The sequence below is a fragment of the Simiduia litorea genome, from assembly GCF_042853465.1.
GTDB classification, from domain to species: domain Bacteria; phylum Pseudomonadota; class Gammaproteobacteria; order Pseudomonadales; family Cellvibrionaceae; genus Simiduia; species Simiduia litorea.
Genome location: NZ_AP031497.1, coordinates 2975434 through 2999695, shown reverse-complemented (window position 1 = coordinate 2999695; position 24262 = coordinate 2975434). Strand labels below are relative to the sequence as shown.

20 protein-coding genes are annotated in these 24262 nt (G+C 50.8%); 8 read left to right on the top strand and 12 right to left on the bottom strand.

Annotated features, from left to right (window positions below):
* Positions 1-40: 40 nt before the first annotated feature.
* Positions 41-2125 carry an elongation factor G gene (gene fusA, locus ACGHTT_RS13275; protein ID WP_390591200.1) on the bottom strand — a complete coding sequence of 695 codons (2085 nt, stop codon included), beginning with the start codon at positions 2123-2125 and terminating at the stop codon, positions 41-43.
* 394 nt (positions 2126-2519) lie between these two features.
* Between fusA and ACGHTT_RS13270 the strand changes: the two genes are divergently transcribed.
* Positions 2520-2786: a hypothetical protein gene (locus ACGHTT_RS13270; protein ID WP_390591199.1), complete on the top strand. Its 267-nt coding sequence runs from the start codon at positions 2520-2522 to the stop codon at positions 2784-2786.
* A gap of 129 nt (positions 2787-2915) precedes the next feature.
* On the opposite strand, the gene ACGHTT_RS13265 is transcribed toward ACGHTT_RS13270, so the two are convergent.
* Both ACGHTT_RS13265 and ACGHTT_RS13260 read right to left on the bottom strand, forming a co-directional pair.
* Entirely contained in the window at positions 2916-3824 is a 909-nt protein-coding gene (locus ACGHTT_RS13265; RefSeq protein WP_390591197.1) for a LysR family transcriptional regulator, read from the bottom strand.
* Positions 3802-4716, bottom strand: a complete 915-nt coding sequence (locus ACGHTT_RS13260; protein ID WP_390591196.1) for a LysR family transcriptional regulator — start codon at positions 4714-4716, stop codon at positions 3802-3804. Before ACGHTT_RS13260 ends, ACGHTT_RS13265 begins: the two co-directional genes overlap by 23 nt.
* A gap of 124 nt (positions 4717-4840) precedes the next feature.
* Here ACGHTT_RS13260 and ACGHTT_RS13255 point away from each other — a divergent pair, with 124 nt between their 5' ends.
* The 6 genes from ACGHTT_RS13255 to ACGHTT_RS13230 all read left to right on the top strand — a co-directional run bounded on the left by ACGHTT_RS13255 (position 4841) and on the right by ACGHTT_RS13230 (position 11070).
* Positions 4841-5347 carry a shikimate kinase gene (locus ACGHTT_RS13255; protein ID WP_390591194.1) on the top strand — a complete coding sequence of 169 codons (507 nt, stop codon included), beginning with the start codon at positions 4841-4843 and terminating at the stop codon, positions 5345-5347.
* 233 nt (positions 5348-5580) lie between these two features.
* A complete protein-coding gene (gene speB / locus ACGHTT_RS13250) occupies positions 5581-6543 on the top strand; it encodes an agmatinase (RefSeq protein ID WP_390591193.1) in 963 nt (320 codons plus the stop codon).
* 311 nt (positions 6544-6854) lie between these two features.
* The gene (locus tag ACGHTT_RS13245; RefSeq protein ID WP_390591191.1) at positions 6855-7895 is read left to right on the top strand and encodes a Glu/Leu/Phe/Val dehydrogenase dimerization domain-containing protein; all 1041 of its coding nucleotides are present in this window, start codon (positions 6855-6857) and stop codon (positions 7893-7895) included.
* Between the two features lie 1443 nt (positions 7896-9338).
* Positions 9339-9725, top strand: coding sequence for a YcxB family protein (locus ACGHTT_RS13240; RefSeq protein WP_390591190.1), 387 nt, complete (start codon positions 9339-9341; stop codon positions 9723-9725).
* Between the two features lie 140 nt (positions 9726-9865).
* Positions 9866-10246 carry a cold-shock protein gene (locus ACGHTT_RS13235; RefSeq protein WP_390591189.1) on the top strand — a complete coding sequence of 127 codons (381 nt, stop codon included), beginning with the start codon at positions 9866-9868 and terminating at the stop codon, positions 10244-10246.
* A gap of 113 nt (positions 10247-10359) precedes the next feature.
* Complete coding sequence (locus tag ACGHTT_RS13230; RefSeq protein ID WP_390591186.1) at positions 10360-11070, top strand: DUF2799 domain-containing protein; 711 nt, start codon at positions 10360-10362, stop codon at positions 11068-11070.
* Between the two features lie 85 nt (positions 11071-11155).
* On the opposite strand, the gene ACGHTT_RS13225 is transcribed toward ACGHTT_RS13230, so the two are convergent.
* The 7 genes from ACGHTT_RS13225 to ACGHTT_RS13195 form a co-directional block, all read right to left on the bottom strand.
* Complete coding sequence (locus ACGHTT_RS13225) at positions 11156-12256, bottom strand: NADH:flavin oxidoreductase (protein WP_390591185.1); 1101 nt, start codon at positions 12254-12256, stop codon at positions 11156-11158.
* A gap of 8 nt (positions 12257-12264) precedes the next feature.
* Positions 12265-12843: a TetR/AcrR family transcriptional regulator gene (locus tag ACGHTT_RS13220; RefSeq protein WP_390591182.1), complete on the bottom strand. Its 579-nt coding sequence runs from the start codon at positions 12841-12843 to the stop codon at positions 12265-12267.
* Between the two features lie 366 nt (positions 12844-13209).
* Positions 13210-13665: an Lrp/AsnC family transcriptional regulator gene (locus tag ACGHTT_RS13215; RefSeq protein WP_290264916.1), complete on the bottom strand. Its 456-nt coding sequence runs from the start codon at positions 13663-13665 to the stop codon at positions 13210-13212.
* A gap of 78 nt (positions 13666-13743) precedes the next feature.
* Positions 13744-14616: an anthrax toxin lethal factor-related metalloendopeptidase gene (locus ACGHTT_RS13210; RefSeq protein WP_390591180.1), complete on the bottom strand. Its 873-nt coding sequence runs from the start codon at positions 14614-14616 to the stop codon at positions 13744-13746.
* A 33-nt stretch (positions 14617-14649) separates the two neighbouring features.
* Positions 14650-15132, bottom strand: coding sequence for an Lrp/AsnC family transcriptional regulator (locus ACGHTT_RS13205; protein ID WP_290264912.1), 483 nt, complete (start codon positions 15130-15132; stop codon positions 14650-14652).
* A 259-nt stretch (positions 15133-15391) separates the two neighbouring features.
* Positions 15392-16828, bottom strand: coding sequence for a hypothetical protein (locus tag ACGHTT_RS13200; protein ID WP_390591178.1), 1437 nt, complete (start codon positions 16826-16828; stop codon positions 15392-15394).
* 87 nt (positions 16829-16915) lie between these two features.
* Positions 16916-19045, bottom strand: a complete 2130-nt coding sequence (locus ACGHTT_RS13195; RefSeq protein WP_390591176.1) for a TonB-dependent receptor — start codon at positions 19043-19045, stop codon at positions 16916-16918.
* A gap of 190 nt (positions 19046-19235) precedes the next feature.
* On the opposite strand from ACGHTT_RS13195, the gene ACGHTT_RS13190 reads away from it, so the two are divergent.
* Positions 19236-20195: a D-2-hydroxyacid dehydrogenase gene (locus ACGHTT_RS13190; RefSeq protein WP_390591174.1), complete on the top strand. Its 960-nt coding sequence runs from the start codon at positions 19236-19238 to the stop codon at positions 20193-20195.
* 14 nt (positions 20196-20209) lie between these two features.
* On the opposite strand, the gene ACGHTT_RS13185 is transcribed toward ACGHTT_RS13190, so the two are convergent.
* Together ACGHTT_RS13185 and putA are read right to left on the bottom strand one after the other, a co-directional pair.
* Positions 20210-20668 (bottom strand): GNAT family N-acetyltransferase, encoded by a 459-nt coding sequence (locus tag ACGHTT_RS13185; protein ID WP_390591173.1) that lies wholly within the window; start codon positions 20666-20668, stop codon positions 20210-20212.
* Between the two features lie 121 nt (positions 20669-20789).
* Positions 20790-23954: a bifunctional proline dehydrogenase/L-glutamate gamma-semialdehyde dehydrogenase PutA gene (gene putA, locus ACGHTT_RS13180; protein ID WP_390591172.1), complete on the bottom strand. Its 3165-nt coding sequence runs from the start codon at positions 23952-23954 to the stop codon at positions 20790-20792.
* Between the last annotated feature and the right edge of the window lie 308 nt (positions 23955-24262).

The window sequence follows — 24262 nt, the reverse complement described above, 5'->3', positions numbered from 1 at the left end:
CATCGGGTTTCTTCAAAGAGCGCTAGCGCCGAAGTAGGTTTTACTTCTTAGCTCTCTTCTCTTTTTCAGCAGCGATAACTTCGTCTGCTACGTTCTGCGGGCAAGGCAGGTAGTGTGAGAACTCCATGGAGAACTGGCCGCGACCTGAGGTCATGGTGCGCAGTGTTCCGATGTAGCCAAACATTTCCGCCAATGGCACGTCTGCTTTAACACGAACGCCAGTAACGCCTTTTTCCTGATCCTTGATCATGCCGCGACGACGGTTCAAGTCACCGATAACGTCACCCACGTGATCGTCTGGCGTGAACACATCAACTTTCATGATCGGCTCAAGCAGCTGTGGACCGGCTTTCGGCATAGACTGACGGAAAGCGCCTTTGGCTGCGATTTCGAACGCGATGGCCGAGGAGTCAACGGCGTGGAAGCCACCGTCGTATAGCTCAACTTCAACGTCCAATACGGGGAAACCTGCCAAAGGACCGGTACCCATCAAGCTCTTAAAGCCCTTCTCAATGGCTGGGAAGAATTCCTTCGGAACGTTACCGCCCACAACCACTGATTTGAAGGTGTAGCCCGTGCCAACTTCACCAGGACGAATGCGGTAGTCGATCTTACCGTACTGACCAGAACCACCCGATTGCTTCTTGTGGGTGTAGCTGTCGTCGATTTCGCGGGTAATGGTTTCGCGGTAGGCAACCTGTGGCTTACCAACGGTCAGTTCGATACCGTGGGTACGCTTAAGAATGTCTACTTTGATGTCGAGGTGAAGTTCGCCCATACCTTTCAGAATGGTTTCGCCTGAGTCTTCGTCGGTTTCAACGCGGAAAGATGGATCTTCAGACACCATCTTACCGATAGCAATGCCCATCTTCTCCATGCCAGCCTTGTCTTTCGGCGCAACGGCGATAGAGATTACTGGATCTGGGAACACCATGGCTTCCAGTGTGCATGGGTGCTTTGGATCACACAGGGTGTGACCGGTTTGAACCATTTTCATGCCCACGATGGCGATGATGTCACCGGCTTGTGCGCTTTCAATTTCTTTACGGTCGTTCGCATGCATTTCTACCATGCGGCCAACGCGTTCAGTTTTGCCGGTAAAGGAGTTAAGGATGGTGTCACCCTTGTTCAATTTACCAGAGTAGATGCGGATAAAGGTCAGGGCGCCAAAGCGGTCGTCCATGATCTTAAAGGCCAAAGCTTTGAACGGCTCTTCGGTAGAAACAGTAGCGAACTCGCCAGTCTCAACACCTTCTTCATCGGTCAAAGGTACTTTGGTCGCTTCTGTTGGGTCTGGCAGGTAATCCACAACCGCGTTTAGGACCAACTGAATGCCTTTGTTCTTGAACGCAGAACCACAGTAAGTGGGGAACCAATTCAGTTTGATGGTGCCCTGACGGATGCAGCGCTGGATGTCTTCGATTGAAGGCTCTTCGCCTTCCATGTATGCCATCAATAGGTCGTCATCTTCTTCCAGAGCTGTTTCGATCAGCTCTTGACGGTACAGTTGAGCATCTTCAACCATATCGGCAGGGATATCTTCTACGGTGTAGTTTTCTGGCAGGCCAGAATCATCCCAGATGTAAGCTTTCTGAGTCAGAACGTCTACAACGCCCTTGAATTCATCTTCGCGGCCGATGGGCAGGGTCATAACCAGTGGGCGAGCGCCCAATACTTTCTTGATCTGCTCAACAACGCGGAAGAAGTCAGCACCCATACGGTCTAACTTGTTAACGAAGATCACGCGAGCTACTTCGGATTCGTTGGCATAGCGCCAGTTGGTTTCGGACTGTGGCTCAACGCCGCCGGAACCACAGAATACGCCGATACCGCCATCCAATACTTTTAATGAACGGTAAACTTCGATGGTGAAGTCAACGTGTCCGGGGGTATCGATGATGTTGAAGCGGTGATCATCCCAGAAACAGGTGGTGGCAGCAGACTGAATAGTAATACCGCGCTCGGCTTCCTGTTCCATGAAATCCATGGTTGAGGCGCCGTCGTGCACTTCACCTAGGCGGTGAATACGACCAGTCAATTTCAAAATACGCTCGGTGGTGGTGGTTTTACCCGCATCCACGTGAGCAAAGATACCAATGTTTCTATATTTAGCTAAGTCTGTCATTACGGTACTCGATAAGCCAGTGCGAAAATTGGGCGTGATAATACAGAATTTTTGCCGAGTTTATTAGTGGCATTGTCAGTTTATTTTAAAGAAAGGGGTTAATTTTGTGCTGAAAAGCCAGAAACCCTGATAAATACAGGGCTTTGGTAGGTACAAAATCACCGTATTTCCCCATTCTTGTCTCTGACAGATATGTCATTGGGTTATAGATATCCACCCATATCGCGACTTTTGGCCTGCTTGGTACGTGTGCACTAGGCTTTTAATAGCCGTTTTGGCTAGCGCGTCACCTTTCTCGGAATGTTTTGTTCCGACGGGCTAAATCGCTTTGCTAAGGGCGGAAAGCCTCTACTAGGCTCTATGAACATGTTTTATTTTTGTTTGAGGTAGGGAGATGGCCGATAAATCTTGGATGTTGCACCCATTGGCGATTCGTCACGCGCGTGAGTGTATTGCGATTATCAAGCGAGATTTCGACGTGACATTGAAAATGTCTGACCCAGATTTTTTGGAGCAATTACACAGCAAGGTGTCGCTCGCGGCTTCTCGGGATTTGAGTCGGGCTTATGCCTTGCTAGTGGCCGATGCCGGGGTCGGCGGTATTATGCGCGCCCTGGGTGCTCAGCCAGCGAAACCTGTCGTTGCTGCAGCCTCTCGTTAGCAACTGACCGATCTAGGTAGTTACACTGCAAAGCACCAAAGATATCATCTGTTAGGTTATACGCCGCGCTTATATTTCTTATTGGTCGGCGTTAACCACATTCCCAATGTATCCTTCCTTGCCGTCAGGTTAGCTATAGACTTGGTTGAGCTGAATCATGAGCTGTTTCAATAGTTTGTCTTGCGGGCCGGTCTTGCGAGTGAGTGCGGCGATGTCTACGGCATAGTGTCTGGTGTCTGGGCAAAGTGCGCGCAATTCTTTCTTGCTTAACCAAGGTTGCACATAGTGGCTTGGGAAAAAGCCAATGTATTGACCGGTTTTTACGAGGGCCATACGCACCTCGTAAATATAGGCATTAGCCGATCGCTTCAGTCCCTCCATCGCCAAGGACGCTTGGCCAATGGTTTGAATACCTGGGTGAATAAACTTGTGTTTACTTAAGTCGGCGTCTTTTAGGGTGTCACTTTCTACGGCAAACAACGGGTGCTTTGCATGACAGTAAAGGAAGTAATCCTCGTTGTAGAGGGGGCGATAATTCAAACTGGATAGATCGCGATGCCGTGGCGCAAAACAAATGTGCGCACGGCCATCGATGAGCGCCTGCTCCATTTCTGGCAAGCTATTGGTGGAAATGTTGATGGTGACATCGGGCGCTTTGGCAATAAACGCATCGAGGGTCTCCGTTAGCTTGAAGCGTGGATCGGCGACAATAGCATCGGAGCAGATAATATTGAGTTCGCCGGTGAGCTTTTCGTGCAAGCCATTTACTTGATGGCGAAAGCCATCTAACACCGCGAACACCTCTTCCACGGCATCGTAAACGGTTTTGCCTTCCTCTGTTAATGCGAAACCGGCGCGCCCGCGTTGGCACAAGGTTAGCCCCAAGCGGCTCTCTAAATCGGCCATGTGGGTTGAGATGGTTGAGCGCGCGATATTGAGCTGAGATTCCGCCGCGCTAAAACCGCCGCAATCGGCCACGGTCTGAAATATTCGCAACAGCTTTAAGTCGATATCGTTAATTTTTCTGAGCATTGACATAGTGGGTGTCGTTCAAAAGGGCAAAGAAGTGCTGCAACAATTTATTGTTGCGCTGTTGTTCCAGACAAAGTGCCGCCATGCAAATGTTGAAATGTAAGCTGCTGGGCAAAATCGCCTTTAGCTGTCGCTGTTCCACCCAAGGTCGAGCCACATGCACCGGCAAAAAACCAACGTAGCCACCCGATAGTATTAGGGCGGTGCGCGCTTCCAGTTCTGGCGCTGTCGCGAGCGTTGTAAATTTGGCTTCCAAAGTGGATAGCGCTTGGTGCCAGGCATAGCCGGCGCTGACGTAATCCGCCTGGCGAAGCTCGGGCTCTGCAATAGTCTGTTTGGCAAACAGAGGGTGCTGCTTGCTGCAATAGAGTTGGCTTAGTTCTTGGTACAAGGGCTTGCAAAACAGCCGCTCAGTTAAGGCGGCTTGCGGTGCTATGCCTATGTGCGCCTCGCCATTTTGCAGGGCCGCCATGATGGCTTGCGGGTTGAGGCTGTGCACGCGCAGCCGAGCCCGTGGCGCCCGCTGTTTAAATTGCGCCACCACCTGTGCGAAGCGAAAGTCCGGGTGGTTGAGACTGTCGTCACTAAAAGCAATAACCAGCTCGCCCTGCAGTTGTTCGTGTTTTAGCGCATCAATCCGCGTCTGAAAGTTACTGCCGGCTTGCATCCACTCGGTGGCGGCGGCGTAGACAGATTTACCTTCCCGCGTCAGTGAGAAGCCCCCGCGGCCCCGATGGCAAAGTGAGAAGCCTAGGCGCGACTCTAGCTCGGCAAGGTTGGTGCTGATGGTGGACCTAGACAGCTGGAGGCGCTGTTCAGCGGCGCTTAGGCCACCACATTCGGCCACCGCGACAAACTGCTTCAGTAGACGCAGGTCTAGCTCTGAGTCTGTCTTCATGAAATTTAACTTAAGTCTACTAAGGTTGAAAATATCTTACCTTAATTTCCATCCCTTGTGGCAACCCCTTTGCTGGGGTTTAATGCGCGCCAAGATTTGACATAAGCAGCTTGGAAAAACGCCTATGAAACCAAAAAGTATCATTCTCATCGGTATGCCTGGCGCTGGGAAGAGCACCATTGGCGTGGTGCTGGCGAAAGAGTTGGCTAAGGATTTCATCGATACAGACGTGTTGATTCAGGTGCGTGAAAAGCAAACCTTGCAGGAAATTATGGATGCGTCCGATTACCTCAATTTGCGGCGTATTGAAGAAGAGGTTTTGTTAGAAACAGACCTGCCCAATCACGTGATTGCCACGGGCGGTAGCGCTGTTTATGGCGATGCCGGTATGCAGCATTTGAAAACCTACGGCCCAGTGGTGTTCTTAAGTGTGTCTCTCGATGAACTGCGTCGACGTATTCACAATTATGAATCCCGTGGTATCGCTCGGCGTCCGGATCAATCCTTCGACGATGTCTTTGCCGAACGCAACCGTTTATACCGTGAATACGCCGATATTGTGGTGGAGTGTGACGGCTTGAATCAGGCGCAGGTAATTGAGTCTTTGTGCCGGCAGTTGGCGGCTTTTTAGCGGCAAGCTATAAGCCACAAGGCGGGGGGCCGCCCCCTACAAGGGCGGGCCTGGCACTTCCTCTAAGCTCTGCGCTTGAGGCTTGAGGCTTGAGGCTTGAGGCTTGAGGCTTAAAGTTCGCTCCGCTCTAACTATTGGTTTGCTCTAAGCTGCTCTTCCTGCCGGTGGGATCAGCCATACTGTGTGTCTTCCCGCGTCTTTACTGTGTGAGACGCATCGACAGGAGTAGGCACATGACTGAGCAAGGCAAAAAAGTTCTACATCAACCCTTAGGTGGCAACGACATGCCCCGCTTCGGTGGCCCAGCTACCTTCATGCGCCTGCCAGCGCTGACGTTGGCCGATCCGCTTGACGTTGGTATCATTGGCGTACCGCTCGACATAGGCGCTTCTAACCGCCCGGGTGCGCGCTTTGGCCCACGGGAGATTCGCGACGAGTCGCGCATGTTGCGCCCCTTTAACGTTTCTACTGGCGCCGATCCTTTTGGCAGCTTATCCATAGCCGACATTGGCGATGTGCCTATAAATACCTTCAATCTTGAGAAAAGCGTTGCCATCATTGAGGCGCACTACGACAAGGTTGTGGCTGCTGGCATCACGCCGGTTAGCATCGGTGGCGATCACACCATTGTGTTGCCGATTTTGCGCGCGCTAAAGAAGAAATATGGCCCTATTGGCGTAGTGCACGTGGACGCCCACGCCGATGTTAACGATCACATGTTTGGCGAACGTATTGCCCATGGCACACCTTTTAGGCGAGCTATGGAAGAGGGCCTGTTGGACGGTAACCGCGTGGTGCAAATTGGCTTGCGCGGCACAGGATACTCGCCCGATGAATATCAGTGGTCGCGCGATCAAGGCTTCCGGGTGGTTCAGGCGGAAGAGTGCTGGTACAAATCGTTGGCACCCCTGATGGAGGAAGTGCGGGCTAAGGTAGCCGGCGGCCCTGTGTATATCAGTTTTGATATTGACGGTTTAGATCCGTCCTTCGCACCTGGTACCGGCACCGCCGAAGTGGGTGGTTTGTCGGTGCATCAAGGCTTAGAGATTCTGCGTGGGTGCAAGGGCTTGGATGTGATTGGCGCTGATTTGGTGGAGGTCTCGCCACCTTACGACACCAGCAAAGCCACCTCGGTGGTCGGCGCTAATTTGTTGTACGAGATGCTGTGTGTCCTGCCGGGGGTTAAATATAGTTAGCTAACAGCTGGGTTCCCGTCCCAGCTAATTCTCCCGCCTGACCTCTCTGGGGATGGCGGTGGCATTGATTCTGGTTTCTAGCCTCGTAGGTGGTTTACTTAGCTGAATTGTTGGTCACTTAATTAAATCGCTAATTCTATGTCAGTTATTAGCGAGTTGTGCTGTTGCAGTGATTTTCATTGTCATTCTTTGCAACCTTTTATTTTCCCGCTAGCGCTAGAATTTTGTTTGCTCGCAGACCAACCCAAAAGGAGGTTTGTGTTGAAAGCTGTTGCCCAAAAGGCGCCCCTAAAATGACAAGGTTGTAGTTTATGTCGGTGTTTTCTCATTCGGCCTTTGATGGTCACGAACACGTTGCTTTTTATCACGATGCCAAATCTGGCTTAAAAGCCATCATCGCCATTCACAACACCAACCTTGGCCCTGCATTAGGCGGCTGTCGCATGTGGCCCTACGCCACCGATGAAGAAGCGCTGCGCGATGTACTGCGCTTGTCGCGCGGCATGACCTACAAATCGGCTATTTCTAATATCAAGTTGGGTGGCGGTAAAGCAGTCATTATCGGCAACCATCGCACCCAGAAAACCGACGCACTGCTGCACAGCATGGGCGACTTTATTGAAAGCCTTGGCGGTCGCTATATCACTGCGGAAGATTCCGGCACCAGTGTTGCCGATATGATCAAAATTGGCGAACGCACCCGCTTTGCCGGTGGTGTGGTGGAAGGTTCCGAGCATGGCGGTGACCCAAGTCCAACCACAGCTTACGGTGTGTTTGTAGGCTTGAAGGCGGCTGCACAATATCGCTTAGGTAAATCTTCGCTGCAGGGTTTGAAAGTTGCTATTCAAGGTGTTGGCAACGTTGGTTTTCGCTTGGCTAAGCAGTTACATGCCGAGGGTGCAGAACTCATCGTCTCCGATATTTTTGCCGACAATACCGAGCGCGCCGCCCGTGAACTGGGTGCAACTGTGGTTGAAGGCGACGCTATTTTTGATCAAAAAGTCGATGTATTCGCCCCCTGTGCGCTGGGTGCCATCATCAATGACGACACCATTAGCCGTTTAAAGGCCACTGTTGTCGCCGGCGCAGCCAACAATCAATTGGCCGAGGAGCGTCATGGCGACATGTTGCGGGCTCGAGAAATTCTTTATGCCCCCGATTATGTAATTAACGCCGGCGGCATTGTCGATGTGTATTACCAGCGCACTGGTGGCACTGAAGCCCAATTGAAAACCCATGTGGAAAGCATCGGCGACACGCTGATTCAGATATTTGACCGTGCAGCACAAACGCAACAGCCAACCGGTATTGTTGCGAATAAAATCGCTGAAGAGCGCTTTATGAAGGTATAAGTTGCGTTCTGACTAAAAGATTAAAACCCGTCATGAGGGCATAGCGCCCCCAGACGTTATAGGTTTTTCCTCCTGTGACTCTCCCTTGCAATTTGTATGGGACTTCAAGCCCGGCCCTAAAAAGCCGGGCTTTTTTTATGGACAAGGATGGCCGGTATGCCGCGGGCGCATGGGTGAGAGGAACGTTAGCCAATTATTATTTGCGTGAACTCGAACGACGCCAAGCTATGCTTTGTGGCTGGTCCCGAAGGGCGCAGGAGCGGCGTGCTGCAGATCACTCCCTTACTCTTAAAATACGCTTGGAGAGAGTGCGCCGGAAGGGAATGCCTGAACTCACTGCGATCTTTTTTAATAGGAGCGGCGTGCTGCAGATCACTCCGATCCCATTCTTCAGAACTTGTGCCGCCAGAAGCCAGGGCTGGCGAGTCGGTGTGCCGCAGATCACTCCCTTACTCTTAAAGTACGCTTGGAGAGGGTGCGCCGGAAGGGAGTGCCTGAACTCACTGCGATCTATTTTAATAGGAGCGGCGTGCTGCAGGTCACTCCCTTATTCCAAAAGCACAGCTGGGAAGGGTGCGCCGGAATTCACGGCGATCTATTGATATAGCGTCTTGGCGTTCTGCCGATCCCTGCAGATCATCTAAAGCTCCCTCTTGATGTATTGGCCAAACTTTGGCGACTAGCTCTTCCGCCAACCATTTCACTGTTCCATCAATGCTGTTCTGCATTGAGTCGCTAGCGCCACCTCCAGGTGGCCTGTGAAACGGTTAGCCGAAGGGTTCACAAGGCTGGGCAGTAAACCGCTACTGCACCGATTGGTAAGTCGGCGTGCGGTAAATCACGGCGTTATCGCGGTACACCTGTGAGGCCGCATGCCTCGGTCAGATGTATTTGAAGTCGTCCCTAATTTATTACCGTCGTGCATTGGCTCGCTCACGTCACAAAATGCTACCGGGTGTGGGGTGAAGTTTGGGATTGAGTCGATTGCAGGAAGCATCATGGTGACTAACATTAAGGCTGTTTATGCTCGGCACGGTCAATCGGAACCAGCAAATGGGATGGGAGATGGACTTTTATGTTGGAATTAACCTGTTTCTCGGATCTGTCTGAAACGAGCTCGATATCATTGAGTTTGACCATAGTTAGTACAAGTTTGCTTAAATGTGACAAAATCCAGCCTTTAATCGGCCTGAGGCTGAGTTTTGGTCGCGTGGATCGCCATAAGCTCGTCCTAGCGCCATGGGGTAAGCAACTAAGTAGGTTATTCATTTGGTAAGGGAATTTACGGTTTCAGCGGACGACTTTAGGACCTACAGCCGATATGCCTTTTCAAGGTTGTCAAATCGCAAAACAAAAGAAATGCGATCTTTTGTTATTAATTTTGTTGTTTGGTTCCTTGTGGCGATCGTGTTTTTTACAATCTTCCAGTTTGAAGGGTTTGGTTTGTCTACGTTTCATTGGCCCTCAGGTTTAGCCGTGGTATGTCCATTGGTTATTTTTGTATTTGCATATGTACGTAACTTGAAGGAAATGGAACGTAAATCTATGCCGAGTGAAAATGGTTTGATGCTGGGAAAGCGAAAAATAGCATTTAATGAGTCTGGAATAACCGACTCGAGTCACTTGGGTGTTAGCGTGTATCGCTGGGAGGCCTTGCAAGGGGTCGAACAGTATCGAGGCAATGTATATCTATTTTTGGATACTATGCTGGCGCAAATTTTTCCTGCGTCTTCGTTTGAAAACTCTGCTGATAGGGAGTCTTTTGTAGAGTTTATTAACAACATACATGCTAAGTCACTCCAAGCCGGCGCAAATGGCGAGGTCGCTTGAGATGTTAAGCCTATGTTAATACAGGGTAGGTATATTTTAGCGTTACGGATTTTTACACCACCACTGGCAACCACTTTATAATTTAGCCAGTTTTTTACATGGGCATTATTGCCCTCTTAACTTATAGATAGGATACAAGCATGGCCAAAGGCACAATTAAGCGTTACGACTTTCGTAAAGGCTTCGGTTTTATTTCTGACGACAGTAGTGGCAAGGACTTTTTCTTTCACAAAAGTGAATGGCAAGGCGATGGTCCTATTCGCCAAGGTTTGGCTGTTGAGTTTGACGATAAAGATTCGGACAAAGGCCCGCAAGCGGAAGCTGTTATGCCTTTGGATGGCAGTGGCAGTAAGAGTTCGAACCATAAAAAATCACCGAAGCCTGCAAAAGTTGCCGCTAAACCTGCGACCTTAGAGGATCGACTCGCGTCTCTAGAAAGTGCGGTCGGCACATGGAAAATTCTAAGTTTGTTAGCGCTCGCCGGGGTTATTGCACTTGCGGTTGAGCGATTCGCATTTTAAACCTGATGTATTGTGATCGGTAACGTTAGAGATGTTTCCGTTATGCCTAGCTGGTGTTATTCCTATAACGTCCAGCTAGGTAACAATCTCGCTTTGATAAGGGCACGCAAACCATGAAATACGTTTTCTTTTTTTCCTTAGTGTTGCTGCTTGCTGGCTGCGCAACAATGAATAAAGAAGAGTGCGAGGTGGCTGATTGGCGTGCGGTGGGGTATCAGCACGGGGCTAAAGGGCAGAGCGCAACGGCGTTTGATAATTATCAGAAAGACTGCTCTAAACACCAAATCAAAGCAGACTTTAGTGCTTTTAAGCTGGGGCATCAGCAGGGTATCAATGAATACTGTATTTACGAGCGCGGTATGGAGCTCGGTCGCGCTGGTGCCAACTACAATAATCAATGCCCAAGCAGTCGTTACGAGGGGTTCGAGGACGGTTATTTTGCCGGCTTAATTCGCTACTGCACCTATGACAAAGGCTATGAGTTGGGCGTTCGAGGCGCAGCCGTTAATGCTAATTGTCCGCACGATGATTTTCGTGAGTTCAGTGCCGGCCACGCGGCGGGTTATGTTCGTTTTGAAATGGCGCAGGATATTCGCGAGTTAGAGGATTCGCTGCACGCGCTTGATGATCAAATGCAACTGGAACTGGACTTTATTGCCGATTCTGAAGCCTTGATTGTTAGTGATAAAAGCTCTGCCAGTCAACGCGCCAAGGCGCTGGAGGATATTAAAATCCATCGAATTGCTCTGACGGATCTCGGGCGACAGCATCGCAAATTGGAGAAACAATTAGCCCGTTTGCAGGCCCAGTTTAACGACTATTAAGTCGCTAGACTGAGATCGACAGGGGCGCAGTAGGTGGCGTTGTGCTGCAGCATGCCATTACCTGATGGCATGCTGCAGCGGTGTTTTAAACTAGCTTTTGTAGCTGTTGCAAATCGTACGCGTCAATGGTTTTGTTTTCCTTTAAGCGCAATGGCCAATCTGGATTGGCTATTAACGCGCGACCGACGGCAACTAAGTCAAATTCGTTGTTGTTTAACATCGTTAATAGGTTGTCGATGGAAGCGGGCTCGCCGCCGGAAAAACCTTTTTTCTCATCGTCCACAAAAGGCTTGTTCAAACCGACACTGCCCACGGTGATAGCGGGCTTGCCGGTGATCTTTTTGGTCCAGCCGGCTAGATTCAGGGTTGAGCCTTCAAACTCAACTTCCCAAAAGCGGCGTGTTGAGCAGTGAAAAATATCCACGCCGGCTTCAGACAGCGGCTTTAGGAAACTCGCTAACTCTTCGGGCGTATTGGCTAGGCGAGCATTGTAATCCTGCATTTTCCATTGCGAGAAGCGAAAGACGATTGGGAAGTCTGGCGCGGTAGCTGCGCGTACGGCGTTAATAATCTCAACGGCGAAGCGGGTACGTGCAGCGAGATCGCCGCCGTATTCGTCGGTGCGCTCGTTCATGCCGGCCCAGAAAAATTGATCGATCAAATAACCGTGGGCACCGTGAATTTCCACGCCATCGAAGCCTAAGGCCATGGCGTCACGCGCCGCATCGGCATAGGCAGTAATGACTTCCGCGATATCTGCTTTGGTCATTTCATGACATTTTTTCTTGCCGGGTGCCACCAGGCCCGATGGGCCGAAACCGGGCACCGAGCCATCGGGCTCCATGCCCTCTTTGCGTACTGAGCCCACGTGCCAAAGTTGCGGCATGATTTTCCCGCCCGCGCCGTGTACCGCATCGACGACTTTTTTCCAGCCGGCTAATGCTTTATCGCCGTAAAAGTAGGGTACGTTTTCATAGCCGTTGGCGGCTTTGTGACCAATGCAGGTACCCTCGGTAATGATTAAACCTACACCACCTTCGGCGCGGCGCTTGTAGTATTCCACCACTAAATCATTGGGAATGTTGCCCGGTGAAAACTGGCGTGTCATGGGTGCCATGACGATGCGGTTTGCGAGCTGGAGTGGGCCAAGTGTAAAGGGTGAAAATAATGCATTAAGCTGAGTCATTGTTACCTCTAAATTTTAAGGGTGTTTTTGTATTGCGCCATGACCTGCTCAAAAACTGCGAGGCCGTGGATACGTGAATATTGCAGTGCACCTTTGCAGGCCAACACCAGTAGCATGGCCTGGTGATTGGGGTCGCCTAAAAAGTGCATGGTTTTTTTTGCGCGCCCGTCTTCCAAGATTGAAGAAATGAAATCAAGTTCGTGTTGATCTAACGCGGCAATGGATTGGCACATGGACGGTGGCAGTAAGTTGATATCCGCTTGTAGCGAACTTAATGGGCAAATTTTGTTGGCGCCTTTGGCGTATTGCAAAGACCAATTCAGGTAGGCATCGAGCCGCTGCCAGGGATCGGGGAATTCCTTTCTCGCTTGCTGGAAACGCTGTTCATGCCAAGTTTTTATCCATTGGCAAAGTGCGACTCCAAGGTCTTCTTTGCGCGGGAAGTGGTGGTGAATACTGGCTTTGGTAATGCCCATAGCGCTGGACAAGTCTTGGTAACTAAAGCTTTCAAAGCCCTTGGTTTGCAGCAGAGTGATGGCGAGTTCCAGTATCTCTTCTTTGCGGTTGCGCGAGCGGGTTTGAACCATGGTGCTAAATAACCATCTAGTTGGTAAGTTAGCGCCAAATTAACCTACTGGTAGGTAAGTTACAAGGGTGAAAAATGGCTAGGCAGTCACAATTGAGGTTGGATTCAGATCCTTCGCTGGTAGTTTTCTAGGGAACTGCTATAAATAAAGTTAGGTTGACTAAAGATTGCGATTGAGACCTTTTGTCAATGCTAGTCATGTGTCTCCTTTAGATGGACTTGGTTTAGTAGATGAATTGAATGGGAGCAGAACAGGCGACGGACGACCCCCTTAGCCGCTAAAGCGTTTTCATTCGATATAGATCAGCCCGCTCACAAGGCGGGCTTTTTTTATGTCTGATCAAAAAGTTTAAGCGGAAGTAGCAGCTTAAAGAGGTAGGGAGGTGGTGTACTTCACTTGCTTTAGGGCAAAGGTTGAATTCACCGATGCAACATTAGGTAGGTGCACAATGGTTTTTTTCAGCAGTTGTTCATAGTGCTCTACGCTGTCGACAACAACACGAAGCACATAATCTTTTTCGCCGCTGGTGGAGTAGCACTCGACAATCTCGGCGACGTCTTGCACGCCATTTTCGAAATCATCTAGGCTGGCTTCATCGTGACTCTTGATGGTGATGTAGGCGTACACAGTGACACCAAGACCGAGTTGTTTTGGGTCTAACAGGGTGACTTTTTGCTTGATAATGCCATCGGCTTCAAGCTTTTTAATCCGGCGCCAGCAGGGTGTGTGCGATAGGCCAACTTTGTCGCCAAGCTCCGCCATCGAGTAATCGGCGTTTTCCTGGAGGGTTCTCAGAATCTTGCGATCAAACTCATCGAGCATGGCACTTGTCCTAATGCAGGGGTTTTAGAGTGATATTCGTCCTAAAGTTTACCATGACGAACGGGGCTGTGGAACATGTCATTCTGCCTCGACGTGCAGCCATGCGGTTTCCATCAGCCGGTAACCTCTGGGATCATAGCTTTTTAATCCGCGCCGGTTAAAGGGCGGGTAATAGTGTTCGCTGAAGAATTTAGCCGACAGCTCGGCAAAATATTCTCGGTGATTTTTTAGCGCATAAGCTTGCTCAATCAGGCGCCCTGAATCCGATTGCAGGTTGGTGTAAAGTTTTTGTTGCTTGGCTTGCTGGTAACTTTGTTGGGAGAGTTTAGCTAGGCGCCGCCAGTTGTAGCGGTGAAAACCGTGGGCAAGTTCGTGAATGATAACGGCGAGCGCGCTTTTGTCGCTCATTTTCACAAAGTTAGTGGCTGAGTTGACCACGATACTGTCGTCGAAGCGCTTGGAAATACGGTTGTTCTTGGCGAAGTACCAAAGCCCGCTGTCTTTGCCGCCGTAGCTCGAGCCTGCGCCGCTGAAAATGTAATAGCGGATGTTTTTAAATAAGTTGCGATGTTGGCTGGGTAGTATCGCTAAGGCCTGCATCACTTTTTGGTTTAGCCGCTCTGCGGCCTTCTGGGTGAGCTCAGGCTGCGTGGCGAGCAGCTCCGATTCCACAATAATCGTGATGGCATAGCCTTCTAAGCGGGTGTGGGCGCGATTGGCGTAATTAAAATATTCCTTTGATTCCAGCGCGCCATATTGGTTGTGGGTGTTTTTTAGTTCAACGGTGTGCTGTGTGACGGTAGCCTTACCACACTTGCGCGGGTCGTCAGTAAAGATGGGCTTACCGCTGGGGCTCTTGCATTGAAGCACGGTTTCTGCCGCGAGTGGCGTGGCGAGAAAAAACAGGCTAGTGAAAAGTAAGAGTGAATTCATCGCCCTTGATTGCATCATGATGCCCTCCCAGCAGGGAGGGCGAGTAATGTTTTAACGCGGCATAAATTCCAGAGGCAGTTCGGTTTTATAGCGAACTTGCTTAATCGAGAAGCTCGATTTGATGTGATCGATGCCGGGCACCTGCGTCAGCTTGTCATCGAGAAAGCGCTGATAGGTTTGTAAGTCTGGCACGACGACGCGAATAAGATAGTCGAAATCGCCGGTCATCAAATAGCACTCCATGACTTCTTGCCATTCGTTTACGGTGTTTTCGAAGGTTTCCAATTCACTTTTTACTTGGTGATTTAGGGTGACCTGAATAAACACGCTCACCGGAAGGCCCACTTTTGATGGTTCCAATAACGTCACGGCTTGGCGAATAAAGCCTTCATCGCGGAGATTTTTCACCCGGCGCGAGCAGGGCGACGGTGAAAGGCAGACTTTATCGGCTAACTCGATATTGGGAATAGTTGCGTTGCCCTGGAGAATGTCTAGGATTTTGCGGTCGGTACTGTCGGGAATGTAATTAGCCATAAGTCGATTTTTGATCGTTAGTGAATATGGAGTGGCCCCTGGGTGTTGATTGCAACCGTTGATGCTTGATGGGCGCGGGCAGGGTTTTGCCAACGATGCACAAGCATGGCCATTTTGGGGCCAAGGGTCATAATCCTCGGGTGCCGAGTGAGGGCACTTTAGGGGTTTTCGCGGACGAAATAAAGCGTCTCAGCTAAAAATTTAGTACAAAATAGCCGCTTTTGCACATTTGTTGCAATAAATAACAGTTACGCTGCATTTACGGTGATTTTACAGCTTGCTCAGTTTGGGCTAGGCGGGGCCGTTGCCGACGTATTTTTTGGCTGTAACGGAAGAGCCCAAGGCCGGTGCCCAGGGCAATAAGCAAGGCGGCTAAGGCTAGTAATGCATCTCGTGCATGTTTGCCTAAACCGTCGAGGTGATGCCATTTGTGCAAGTACCCAAAACTAAAGCCTTCCAAGGCATCCAATGAGGTTACCTGCGCGGCTAAGGTGTTGGTTTGCACCTCCACAAATAGCAGGCTCCCGTCTTCATAGGCCACCTTGGTAACCGGCAGGCGTTTGTTAATGAAACCGTAGTCGCTAGTAAAATGCCTTTGGGGCGATAAGCTTATGATGTTTCCTGCGCGCCAATGTTGCGCCATGGCAGAGGCCAGTTGGTTTTCGCCGTCGTCGATCTGTTGGCCATCGCGTTGATAGATAATATTTGATTGTTGTGGTTGCTCGCCGCCATGGTGGGCGTGCGCTCGATCGCTCGGCTGTGCCGTCAGTAGACGCCAAAACCCCAGTTTGCCGCTACTGACCCACTGCGCGTCGACAATAGTATCGGGAATGTTGAGTGAACTTGGTGCAAGTGAAGAATCTTGTTTAGGACTAGCTTGCCGTTGTTCGCTAACCAGAAAATGCAGTAAGCCGCTGACCACAAAGCAGAGCGCCAATATTGCGGTGCCGCCATTCAAATGAGCATGCCAGCGCCGGCTCATCGGCCAGCGAGCGTTGCCGCCAAATACCCCTTGGCGCCAGCGCTGGATATAGAGCCAAAGCCCCATCGTAATAACCAACAGGCTGAGACTCAAAAACGCGCTCATGACGGCTGTTTTGATGGTACTGGCCGGCCACCAAGACCAGGTATGTAGAGTTCTAAAGAAGGCGCTTGTAGCGGCTTTGTTGTCGTCTACTAAGGTTGCTAGGCGCCCCTGTTGGGTGTCGATGTAAGCGCGCATATTGTCTGCGCGTTGAAATGTCACTCGGGTGACGGGTAGCAGCCGATTTACGTTTAGGTAGTCGTCATCAAAGGCCTCGATAATTGTTACAGCGGCAATGGCGCTGTTGGTGTCGCCGACAAAATGCTGGGCTAGTGCAATGGCGTAATCGCGTTCGAAGTTTTGCAATTCATCTAGCGTGAGCGCGTTTACATAGAGCGTCTCAGTGGCGGTTTCTACCCGAGCGATATTTTTTCCGAAGAAATGAAACAGTCGCAATGCTTCAATTGAGCCGAATTTTTGGTTTAGCGTTTCGGTATCAAAAGTTTGTGTCAGCATTACCTCGCTTGGCGCGGTGAATTGTGCAGCGCTCGGGTTAATTCTGGTGATAATAGGGTGTGAAAGGCCACTCAGTGCCCAGGCAATAATGGCAATGCTCGCCAAAAATCCGAGATGTTGGTGCAGCTGGAAAAATGTTTGTGTTATTTTTTTCATGGTGAATTCGTCGGTGACTCACCGCGTCGTACACGGTGATGAAGCGATTATGTGGGTTAGGTTATGACTCGCATAAACGGAATATGTTTAAAAAGTGTAATTAATACCTGCGATCAGTGTGCGCGGGCGGCCAGGTGTGTAGGTTGGGCCCCACTTAGCATCTGATTCAGAAAAGCGCGCATCGGTTAGATTTAATAAGTTTGCATAAAGTTGTAGATCCTCAGACAAATTAAAGCTTGCGCGTAGATTAAACAGGTCGTGACCTTCGTAGGTAAGGGTGTTGGCCTCATCGATAAACGATGGGCTTTGATGGCGCCATTCAGCTTCTATACGTCCGCCCCTAAGCCAACTCGGATGGTACTGTAACCAGAGATTGCCAATGTGCTTGGGCGCATCCGGTTGTTCTAAGCCACTGTAATCATTCTTGCCGTCTTGCCAGTCAACATAGGTGTGCAAGGCATAGGTATAGGCCAAGCCGGCCTGCCAGTGATGGCCCAAGCTTGCGTCCAGCGCGATTTCTACACCCTGATGCTGGGTTTTTCCGGCGTTGCTGTAGTAGCGGGCCCCCGTGCTGTTGTCCGTTAGGCTGATGATTTCGTCTTGCAAAATCATGTGGTAGATACTGGTGTCAATGTTCAGCCACTCGGTGGGGGTGCCGCGTAAACCCATTTCAAAACTGTCAGCTTGCACCGGCGCTAACGCGGTTGAATCCAGCGTTGCACCGGAGCGAAAAAGTTGCCCCTCTGTTGGAATACGAAAGGCGTGGCGGTAGGCCATGTAGCTGCTGTAATGATCATTGATTTGCCAAGTTAGGCCGAGCTTCGGGCTGGTGTGGTTGTAGCTAAGTTGTGTGTCTTCTGGGCGCTTGTGAATCGAGCCTTCGGTATTGTTTGGACTAAGATCCGTGTGATAGTCGTAGCTAATTTGGTCATAGCGCAAACCCGCGGAAATGCGAAGGCTCTGGGTGATTTGGCTTTCTAGGTGAAGATAGGGCGCGAGCGCTATGAAGTCCACTTGGTAGTCGTAAATATCCTGTTCTTTTTGGTAGCTTAGCCAATAGCTGCCAGGGTCTGAATCGGTGCGCGTGATATAGGTTTGAGTGGTGTCGCCGTGACTGAAATCAGTGTCTAACCCAGTGACTAAAAGACCCTTGAGGGCGTCAACATCGTGTTTGTATTTTAGTTGCATACCCACGGAACCGTGGCCGTTTTGGTTTATGTGAGCATCTTGTGAATCCAGTTGGCAGTTGGGTGTCTGCCAAGGTTTACAGGCTTCGCGGCCGGTGTTGAGAGTCCAGGTGGCAATGTACTCCAAATTATTTTGCCGTGCGAAGGGCGTCACGGTGATTTCGCCGCCACCTAATTCTGCTTGCCATTGGCTGGTGAGCCGATAGGCGCTCACGTCACGATAGCCAATTAAATTACCCGCCTTTTCTGGATTGTTACGGTAGTCTTGTTCGAGTAATCCGGTGCCGCCGGATTCATTGTCTAACACGCTGCCGGTTAATAATGTGACGACATCGAAGCTACCAACCTTGGTGCTCCAGTTGAGGTTGGCGTCGGTTCTTTGGTAAGCCGTGTGTTCGCGCCAGCCATCGCTGTCGGTGACGGCAAGGGAGCCGCCGACGCTATGATTATCCTCAACAAGTGCGCCTTTTAGTTGCGCGCGCTTCCAGCCGTGCTCGCCGCCTTCGGCGTTGAGTTTGGCGCGGCTTTCCGTTGCCGTTCGGCCGGTAATCACATTGACCAGCCCACCGATTGCATCGCTGCCGTACAGTGCCGAACCCGGCCCTTTGAATATTTCAACGCTATCGGCTTGAGTAACGTTCACTTCGTATAACGCGTTGTGATTAAAAAAGCCGGGCGAGCGCGTGGGTACGCCGTTCTCTAAGTAGAGGTACACAGGGTTGTAAGAAACCGGTTGCCGAATGGCAGCGGCAACACCGGTACCGCCACTGCCGAGCTGTACCACGTTGACGCCAGCAATTCGGTTTAGTGCATCGGCCGCGTGCATTGGGTTTACGTCGGTTAGGGTTTGTTCGGTTAATATACCGACGCTGGCGGCGGTATCGGCTAAGCGCACGTCTTCTCGCGTTGCTGTTACCGTCATGGTTTCTAGAATTGAAACCTGTTCTGCCGCGAGGGATTGTGCTGTCGGTAAGTTTGCAAGTGCTGCAATAGAGAAAAGTAATCGCGCGCGCGATGTCAACGTAAACATTAGGCTTCCTAGTCTAGATTGGCCGATCATGGCTTGTTATTGTGAGTCGGGCTGATGTTGAGTGATGTTGAGAGGGCAGTATAAAGAGGGCAGGACAAGTGCAACATAGGACAAAATGTCGCACCCTGTGTGATTGCATCCGATGCTGACGTGTCTCGGTTTAATGTGAAATGTGGAGTATTGAATCGCAATGACGACAACCTTAACCTGTGTTATTGCTGCAGAAAATGCTGCCACCATTGCGCGGTGCTTGTCGCGCCAGAAGACAAAACTGCCTTGTGCTGCGCCAAAAATGATTGTTGTCGATGATCAGCAAGCGCTGGCAGAGGTGATTGATCAAGCTGACATTCTATTGGCTCAGCCGGCTTGGGCCGCCCCGCATCTTCATAAAGCCAAAAAAATGCGTTGGCTGCAATCTACGTTTGCCGGGGTTGAACCCTTGGTGAGTAAGGGCTGTAGAAAAGATTATCAATTAACTGGCGTGAAAAATATTTTTGGGCCGTTAATCAGCGAATATGTATTCGCGGCGGTATTAGCACACAGCCGTCACAGTGCCTATTACCGTGCTTGCCAGCGCGATAAAATGTGGCAGCCTGTGCCCTATCAAGCACTGAGTAAACAAACCATCGCGATAGTGGGACTGGGCTCGATAGGTGGCCACTTAGTGCAAACGGCCCAGCATTTTGGTATGTCTGTACTCGGCGTCAATCGCACGGGTAAGCCCGTTGCGGGCCTCGATAAAGTGGTCGCTTTGGCCGCGTTAGGGGATCAACTCAGAGCGGCTGATATTGTTGTGCTCACCTTGCCATCGACGCCTGCGACACAGCAGCTTGTGGATAAAAAGTTTCTCGCCAAGTTGAAAAAGTCGGCGTTGTTAATCAACGTAGGGCGTGGCGCCTTGGTCAATGAATCCGATTTGCTTGCCGCCTTGGTGGCTGGTGATTTAGCGGCGGCGGTGCTCGATGTATTTTGCTCTGAACCTCTGCCTCCTAATAGCCCACTGTGGCAGGTGCCGAATCTAACTATCACGCCCCATATCGCGGCGGTGACGTTTGCCGATGATATTGCAGGCATTTTTGCCAAGAACTTGCAGCGTTTTGTCGAAGGACAGGCGCTAGATTACGCGATTGATTTTGACCGAGGTTATTAGGCTATTAATGGCTGCTATAGGTGCGCCGAGTAAAGCATTTCCACGTGTGCAATGCCGTCCTCGTCGTAGATATCTGAGTCGACAATAAAGCCTAAGTCTTGATAAAAACGGCGCAAATAATCTTGCGCGCCGATGCGAATGCTGTGCCCGGGGTATTGCATCTGGCAAGCGGCGATGGCGCGCTGCATCAGCGCTTTTCCTAAGCCTTGGCCACGCCCCGCGTCTGTGGTTAACACGCGGCCAATGGAAACTTCATCAAAACTGGTACCAGCGGGCAAAATGCGCAGATAGGCGAGCAGGGTTTGGCCTCGCCAGCAGCTTAGGTGGAGGGCGTGTAAGTCAATATCATCTTGATCTTGATAAATACATTGTTGCTCCACCACGAAGACTCGGCTGCGGGCCTGCAGCAACGTGTAAAGTTGCTGATTGCTGAGCTGGTCAAAGCTTTGTAGGGTCCAGTGTGGTTCAGACATGGCGGGCTCGAGCTGAGTTGAAATACTACTATAAAACGCGGTGGGGACGAGTACAAGAAAGCCCTAGCCTCGCGCGAGGTAGGGCTTTCAGGTTAATAGCTATAGTCATCAACAGCCGGTTTTAGAGTTGCCGTATGGGCATGATCGGTTCATCAGTGCCGGCAACGCTAAACAGCGCAATATTTCCGCCGGTGGCCGACACATTGTTGGTATAGGTGCGCTCGGTGGCAAACCGACGCACGTACAGTGGCCCGCCGGCTTTTGGCCCAGTGCCGGATAAACCTTGGCCGCCAAAGGGGTTAACACCGACTACAGCACCGACCATATTGCGGTTCACATAGGTGTTGCCGACTCGCGCTAGGCGGAAGATCTTTTTCGCCATGGATTCAACTCGCGTGTGCACGCCGAGCGTCAAACCGTAACCAGAAGCATTAATTTGATTCACCACCTGCTCCAGCTCACTGGTTTTGTAGCGCACGATATGTAGCACGGGACCAAATACCTCGCGCTCTAGTTGCGCTAAGTTTTTCAACTCGACTATTTGCGGCCCGAAAAAGTAACCGTCTTTTGGCACTTTCGCGCTGTCGTACTCGTATAGAACCTTGGCCTCAGCGTGCATTTTTTCCATATGGTTGGTCAGTAGGCTCAGCGCGTCGGCGTCGATTACTGGCCCCATATCGGTATTGAGCTCCCAAGGATTACCGAGGCGCAGTTCGTCGCAAGCACCTTTCAATAATTCGATGGTCCGGTCGGCGATATCATTTTGCAAAAACAAAACGCGTAGTGCCGAACAGCGTTGGCCGGCGCTTAAAAAGGCCGAGGTAACCACATCGTCAACCAGTTGTTCCGGCAGAGCTGAGGAGCAGGCAATCATGGCATTCATGCCGCCGGTTTCGGCGATAAAAGGCACGATGGGGCCAGGCTTCTGCGCCAACTGGAGGTTAATGATGCGCGCGGTTTCGGTTGAACCGGTAAAGGCAACGCCAGCGATGCGAGGATCGCTCAACAGGTATTTGCCGATCGCTGCACCGTCGCCAATGAGCAATTGGAGCACTTCTTTAGGTACACCAGCTTGGTGCATTAGGTTCACGGTGAACGCCGCTACCAGCGGTGTTTGTTCGGCTGGCTTGGCGATCACGCAGTTACCGGCCACAAGCGCGGCGGCCACTTGGCCGACAAAAATAGCCAAGGGGAAGTTCCACGGGCTAATACACACAAATACGCCGCGACCGTGCAGGGACAGTTCATTCACCTCGCCAGTTGGGCCTGTGAGCGTTGTGGGTACTACGAAATGCTGCCGGCTACTGGCGGCATAGTAGTGGCAGAAGTCGATAGCTTCGCGTACTTCGCTAATGCCGTCGTTCAGCGTGCGGCCGGCTTCTCGGCTAATCAGGCTGATCAGCTCTGCGTAATTCACTTCCAGCAGCTCACCAATTTTTTCCAAAATAAGTGCGCGCCGCTCGCCACCTAAATTATTCCACGTAGCTTGCGCTAAACAGGCACTGGTGACTGCACTTTCGATGGCTTGTTCATCGGCATCAACCACTTCACCGAGAATAAGTTGGGTGTTGGCAGGGCTGTGTAATGGCTTTGCTGTACCTGTGTGCGCTTGGCCGTTGATCAGTGAATAGCTTTGGTATTGTTTTTCTACCAGCGCATTGGTTTTTTCTAGCAGCCAATTACTGTGTTCAATGTGCTCCAGGTTAAAACCCGGTGCGTTTGCGCGAGGCATTTCGCTCTGGCTAAACAAGTGCGCAGGGACGGGAATCGCTGGGTGGCGGAACGGATTAAAACTCGCCACTTTTAGTGCGATATCAGGAACTAACCACTCGGCTGGCGTGTCGTCATCCATAAAGCGGTTAACGAAGGACGAGTTGGCGCCATTTTCTAATAACCGACGCACTAAATAGGGCAGCAAATCTTCGTGCGCACCGATGGGCGCGTAAACGCGGATAGCGATGTTCGGGTTAATGGCTTGCGCTTGTTCGAACAGCAACTGGCCCATTCCGTGTAAGCGTTGGAATTCAAAGGCCTGCCCTGGTTTTACTAGCGCTAAGATTGTGGAAACTGTATGGGCATTGTGGGTGGCGAACTGAGCAAAGATCACATCGTCGGCGGCCAATAAAATACTTGCGCACACTTGATAGCTCAAATCAGAGTTAGCTTTGCGGGTAAAGACAGGGTAGTCACTTAAGCCCAGCTCTTGAGCGTGCTTAATTTCGCTATCCCAATAGGCGCCTTTTACCAAGCGCACCATAAATTTTCGATTTTTTTCTCGGCCTAATTGAATTAACCAGTGCGCAATGTGGGGGGCGCGCTTTTGGTAGGCTTGCAGTACAAACCCCAGCCCATCCCAGCCGGCTAGGTCGTCGTCGCTGGCCAATTCGGCAAAAATATCGAGCGACAGGTCGAGCCGCTCGGCTTCTTCTGCATCGATGTTAAAGCCCATGTTGGCTTCTTTGGCCATGAGCGCAAGCGCCTTTACCCGCGGCATCAACTCGGCGAAAACGCGATCGGATTGCGAGTATTGATAGCGCGCGTGTAGCGCCGAAACTTTAATTGAAATGCCATCGGAATCGATTACGCCGTTGGCTTTGTTGTGCTTGGCAATGTTGGCGATGGCTTGTTGGTAAGATTCGAAGTAGCGCAGCGCGTCGCGCTCAGTGCGGGCACCTTCACCAAGCATATCGAAGGAGAAGCGGGTAGCGGCGGTTTGGCTGGCGCCGCGCTTGATGCCTTCTTTGATCGTGCGGCCAAGTACGTATTGGCCGCCCATAATACGCATCGCTTGCAACATGGCCGTGCGCACCATGGGTTCACCCATGCGGCCTACTAGGCCTTTAAACCAGTTTGAGGTTTGGCCGGTAATTTCGTTGTCGAGCCGGACAATTTTACCGGTCAACATTAGGCCCCAGGTCGAGGCGTTAACGAACAAGGAATCCGATTGACCCTTGTGGGTTTTCCAATCCCCGCTGGACACTTTTTCAGCAATTAATTTGTCGGCAGTTTCACCGTCGGGAATGCGCAACAGCGCTTCGGCCAAACACATGAGCGCGATGCCTTCGCGATTGGATAGGCCAAACTCTTCTAGGAAGGCATCCAAGGTGCCGCGCTTGCTGCGCAGGTTGCGGGACGAAATCACGAGGTCGCGGCCCACACTTAATATGCTTTCGCGCGACTGTGCGGGTAAATCCGCTTGGCTAAGTAGCTCTCGTACGCACTGATCTTCGTCGGCGTAGGTGTATAGCCGAGCTTTGTCGCGCAAGGCATCCAGTGTATGGGTCATTGTGTGAATCCTCCCGTCAGGTTTAGGGCATCCTTAAATATTGCCTTTCCCCATGATGACTGCGTCAGCTCCGTGCTTAATCCTCGATTTACTGGGTGTAAATTCGAGTTTTACCGTCTGGCAATGCCTAGGTGCGCGGTGCTTTTTTGTCTTCACAACAAAAGTCGATTTTTTAGAGGAGCCTATTGGTTAATAATAGCTGCTTTTCTCAACAGCAGATGGTGCGCATTATCTTTGCGTTTTGAGAGTATTAGTCTCCAATTTTTGCATTTTAATAGTGTATAGTTCCTTTATATTTATAATTTTCG

Bases quoted from the DNA above. Each gene is read 5' to 3' on its own strand.
- fusA (WP_390591200.1), bottom strand. From the start codon at position 2,125: ATGACAGACTTAGCTAAATATAGAAACATTGGTATCTTTGCTCACGTG.
- ACGHTT_RS13270 (WP_390591199.1), top strand. From the start codon at position 2,520: ATGGCCGATAAATCTTGGATGTTGCACCCATTGGCGATTCGTCACGCG.
- ACGHTT_RS13265 (WP_390591197.1), bottom strand. From the start codon at position 3,824: ATGTCAATGCTCAGAAAAATTAACGATATCGACTTAAAGCTGTTGCGA.
- ACGHTT_RS13260 (WP_390591196.1), bottom strand. From the start codon at position 4,716: ATGAAGACAGACTCAGAGCTAGACCTGCGTCTACTGAAGCAGTTTGTC.
- ACGHTT_RS13255 (WP_390591194.1), top strand. From the start codon at position 4,841: ATGAAACCAAAAAGTATCATTCTCATCGGTATGCCTGGCGCTGGGAAG.
- speB (WP_390591193.1), top strand. From the start codon at position 5,581: ATGACTGAGCAAGGCAAAAAAGTTCTACATCAACCCTTAGGTGGCAAC.
- ACGHTT_RS13245 (WP_390591191.1), top strand. From the start codon at position 6,855: ATGTCGGTGTTTTCTCATTCGGCCTTTGATGGTCACGAACACGTTGCT.
- ACGHTT_RS13235 (WP_390591189.1), top strand. From the start codon at position 9,866: ATGGCCAAAGGCACAATTAAGCGTTACGACTTTCGTAAAGGCTTCGGT.
- ACGHTT_RS13230 (WP_390591186.1), top strand. From the start codon at position 10,360: ATGAAATACGTTTTCTTTTTTTCCTTAGTGTTGCTGCTTGCTGGCTGC.
- ACGHTT_RS13225 (WP_390591185.1), bottom strand. From the start codon at position 12,256: ATGACTCAGCTTAATGCATTATTTTCACCCTTTACACTTGGCCCACTC.
- ACGHTT_RS13220 (WP_390591182.1), bottom strand. From the start codon at position 12,843: ATGGTTCAAACCCGCTCGCGCAACCGCAAAGAAGAGATACTGGAACTC.
- ACGHTT_RS13215 (WP_290264916.1), bottom strand. From the start codon at position 13,665: ATGCTCGATGAGTTTGATCGCAAGATTCTGAGAACCCTCCAGGAAAAC.
- ACGHTT_RS13210 (WP_390591180.1), bottom strand. From the start codon at position 14,616: ATGATGCAATCAAGGGCGATGAATTCACTCTTACTTTTCACTAGCCTG.
- ACGHTT_RS13205 (WP_290264912.1), bottom strand. From the start codon at position 15,132: ATGGCTAATTACATTCCCGACAGTACCGACCGCAAAATCCTAGACATT.
- ACGHTT_RS13200 (WP_390591178.1), bottom strand. From the start codon at position 16,828: ATGAAAAAAATAACACAAACATTTTTCCAGCTGCACCAACATCTCGGA.
- ACGHTT_RS13195 (WP_390591176.1), bottom strand. From the start codon at position 19,045: ATGTTTACGTTGACATCGCGCGCGCGATTACTTTTCTCTATTGCAGCA.
- ACGHTT_RS13190 (WP_390591174.1), top strand. From the start codon at position 19,236: ATGACGACAACCTTAACCTGTGTTATTGCTGCAGAAAATGCTGCCACC.
- ACGHTT_RS13185 (WP_390591173.1), bottom strand. From the start codon at position 20,668: ATGTCTGAACCACACTGGACCCTACAAAGCTTTGACCAGCTCAGCAAT.
- putA (WP_390591172.1), bottom strand. From the start codon at position 23,954: ATGACCCATACACTGGATGCCTTGCGCGACAAAGCTCGGCTATACACC.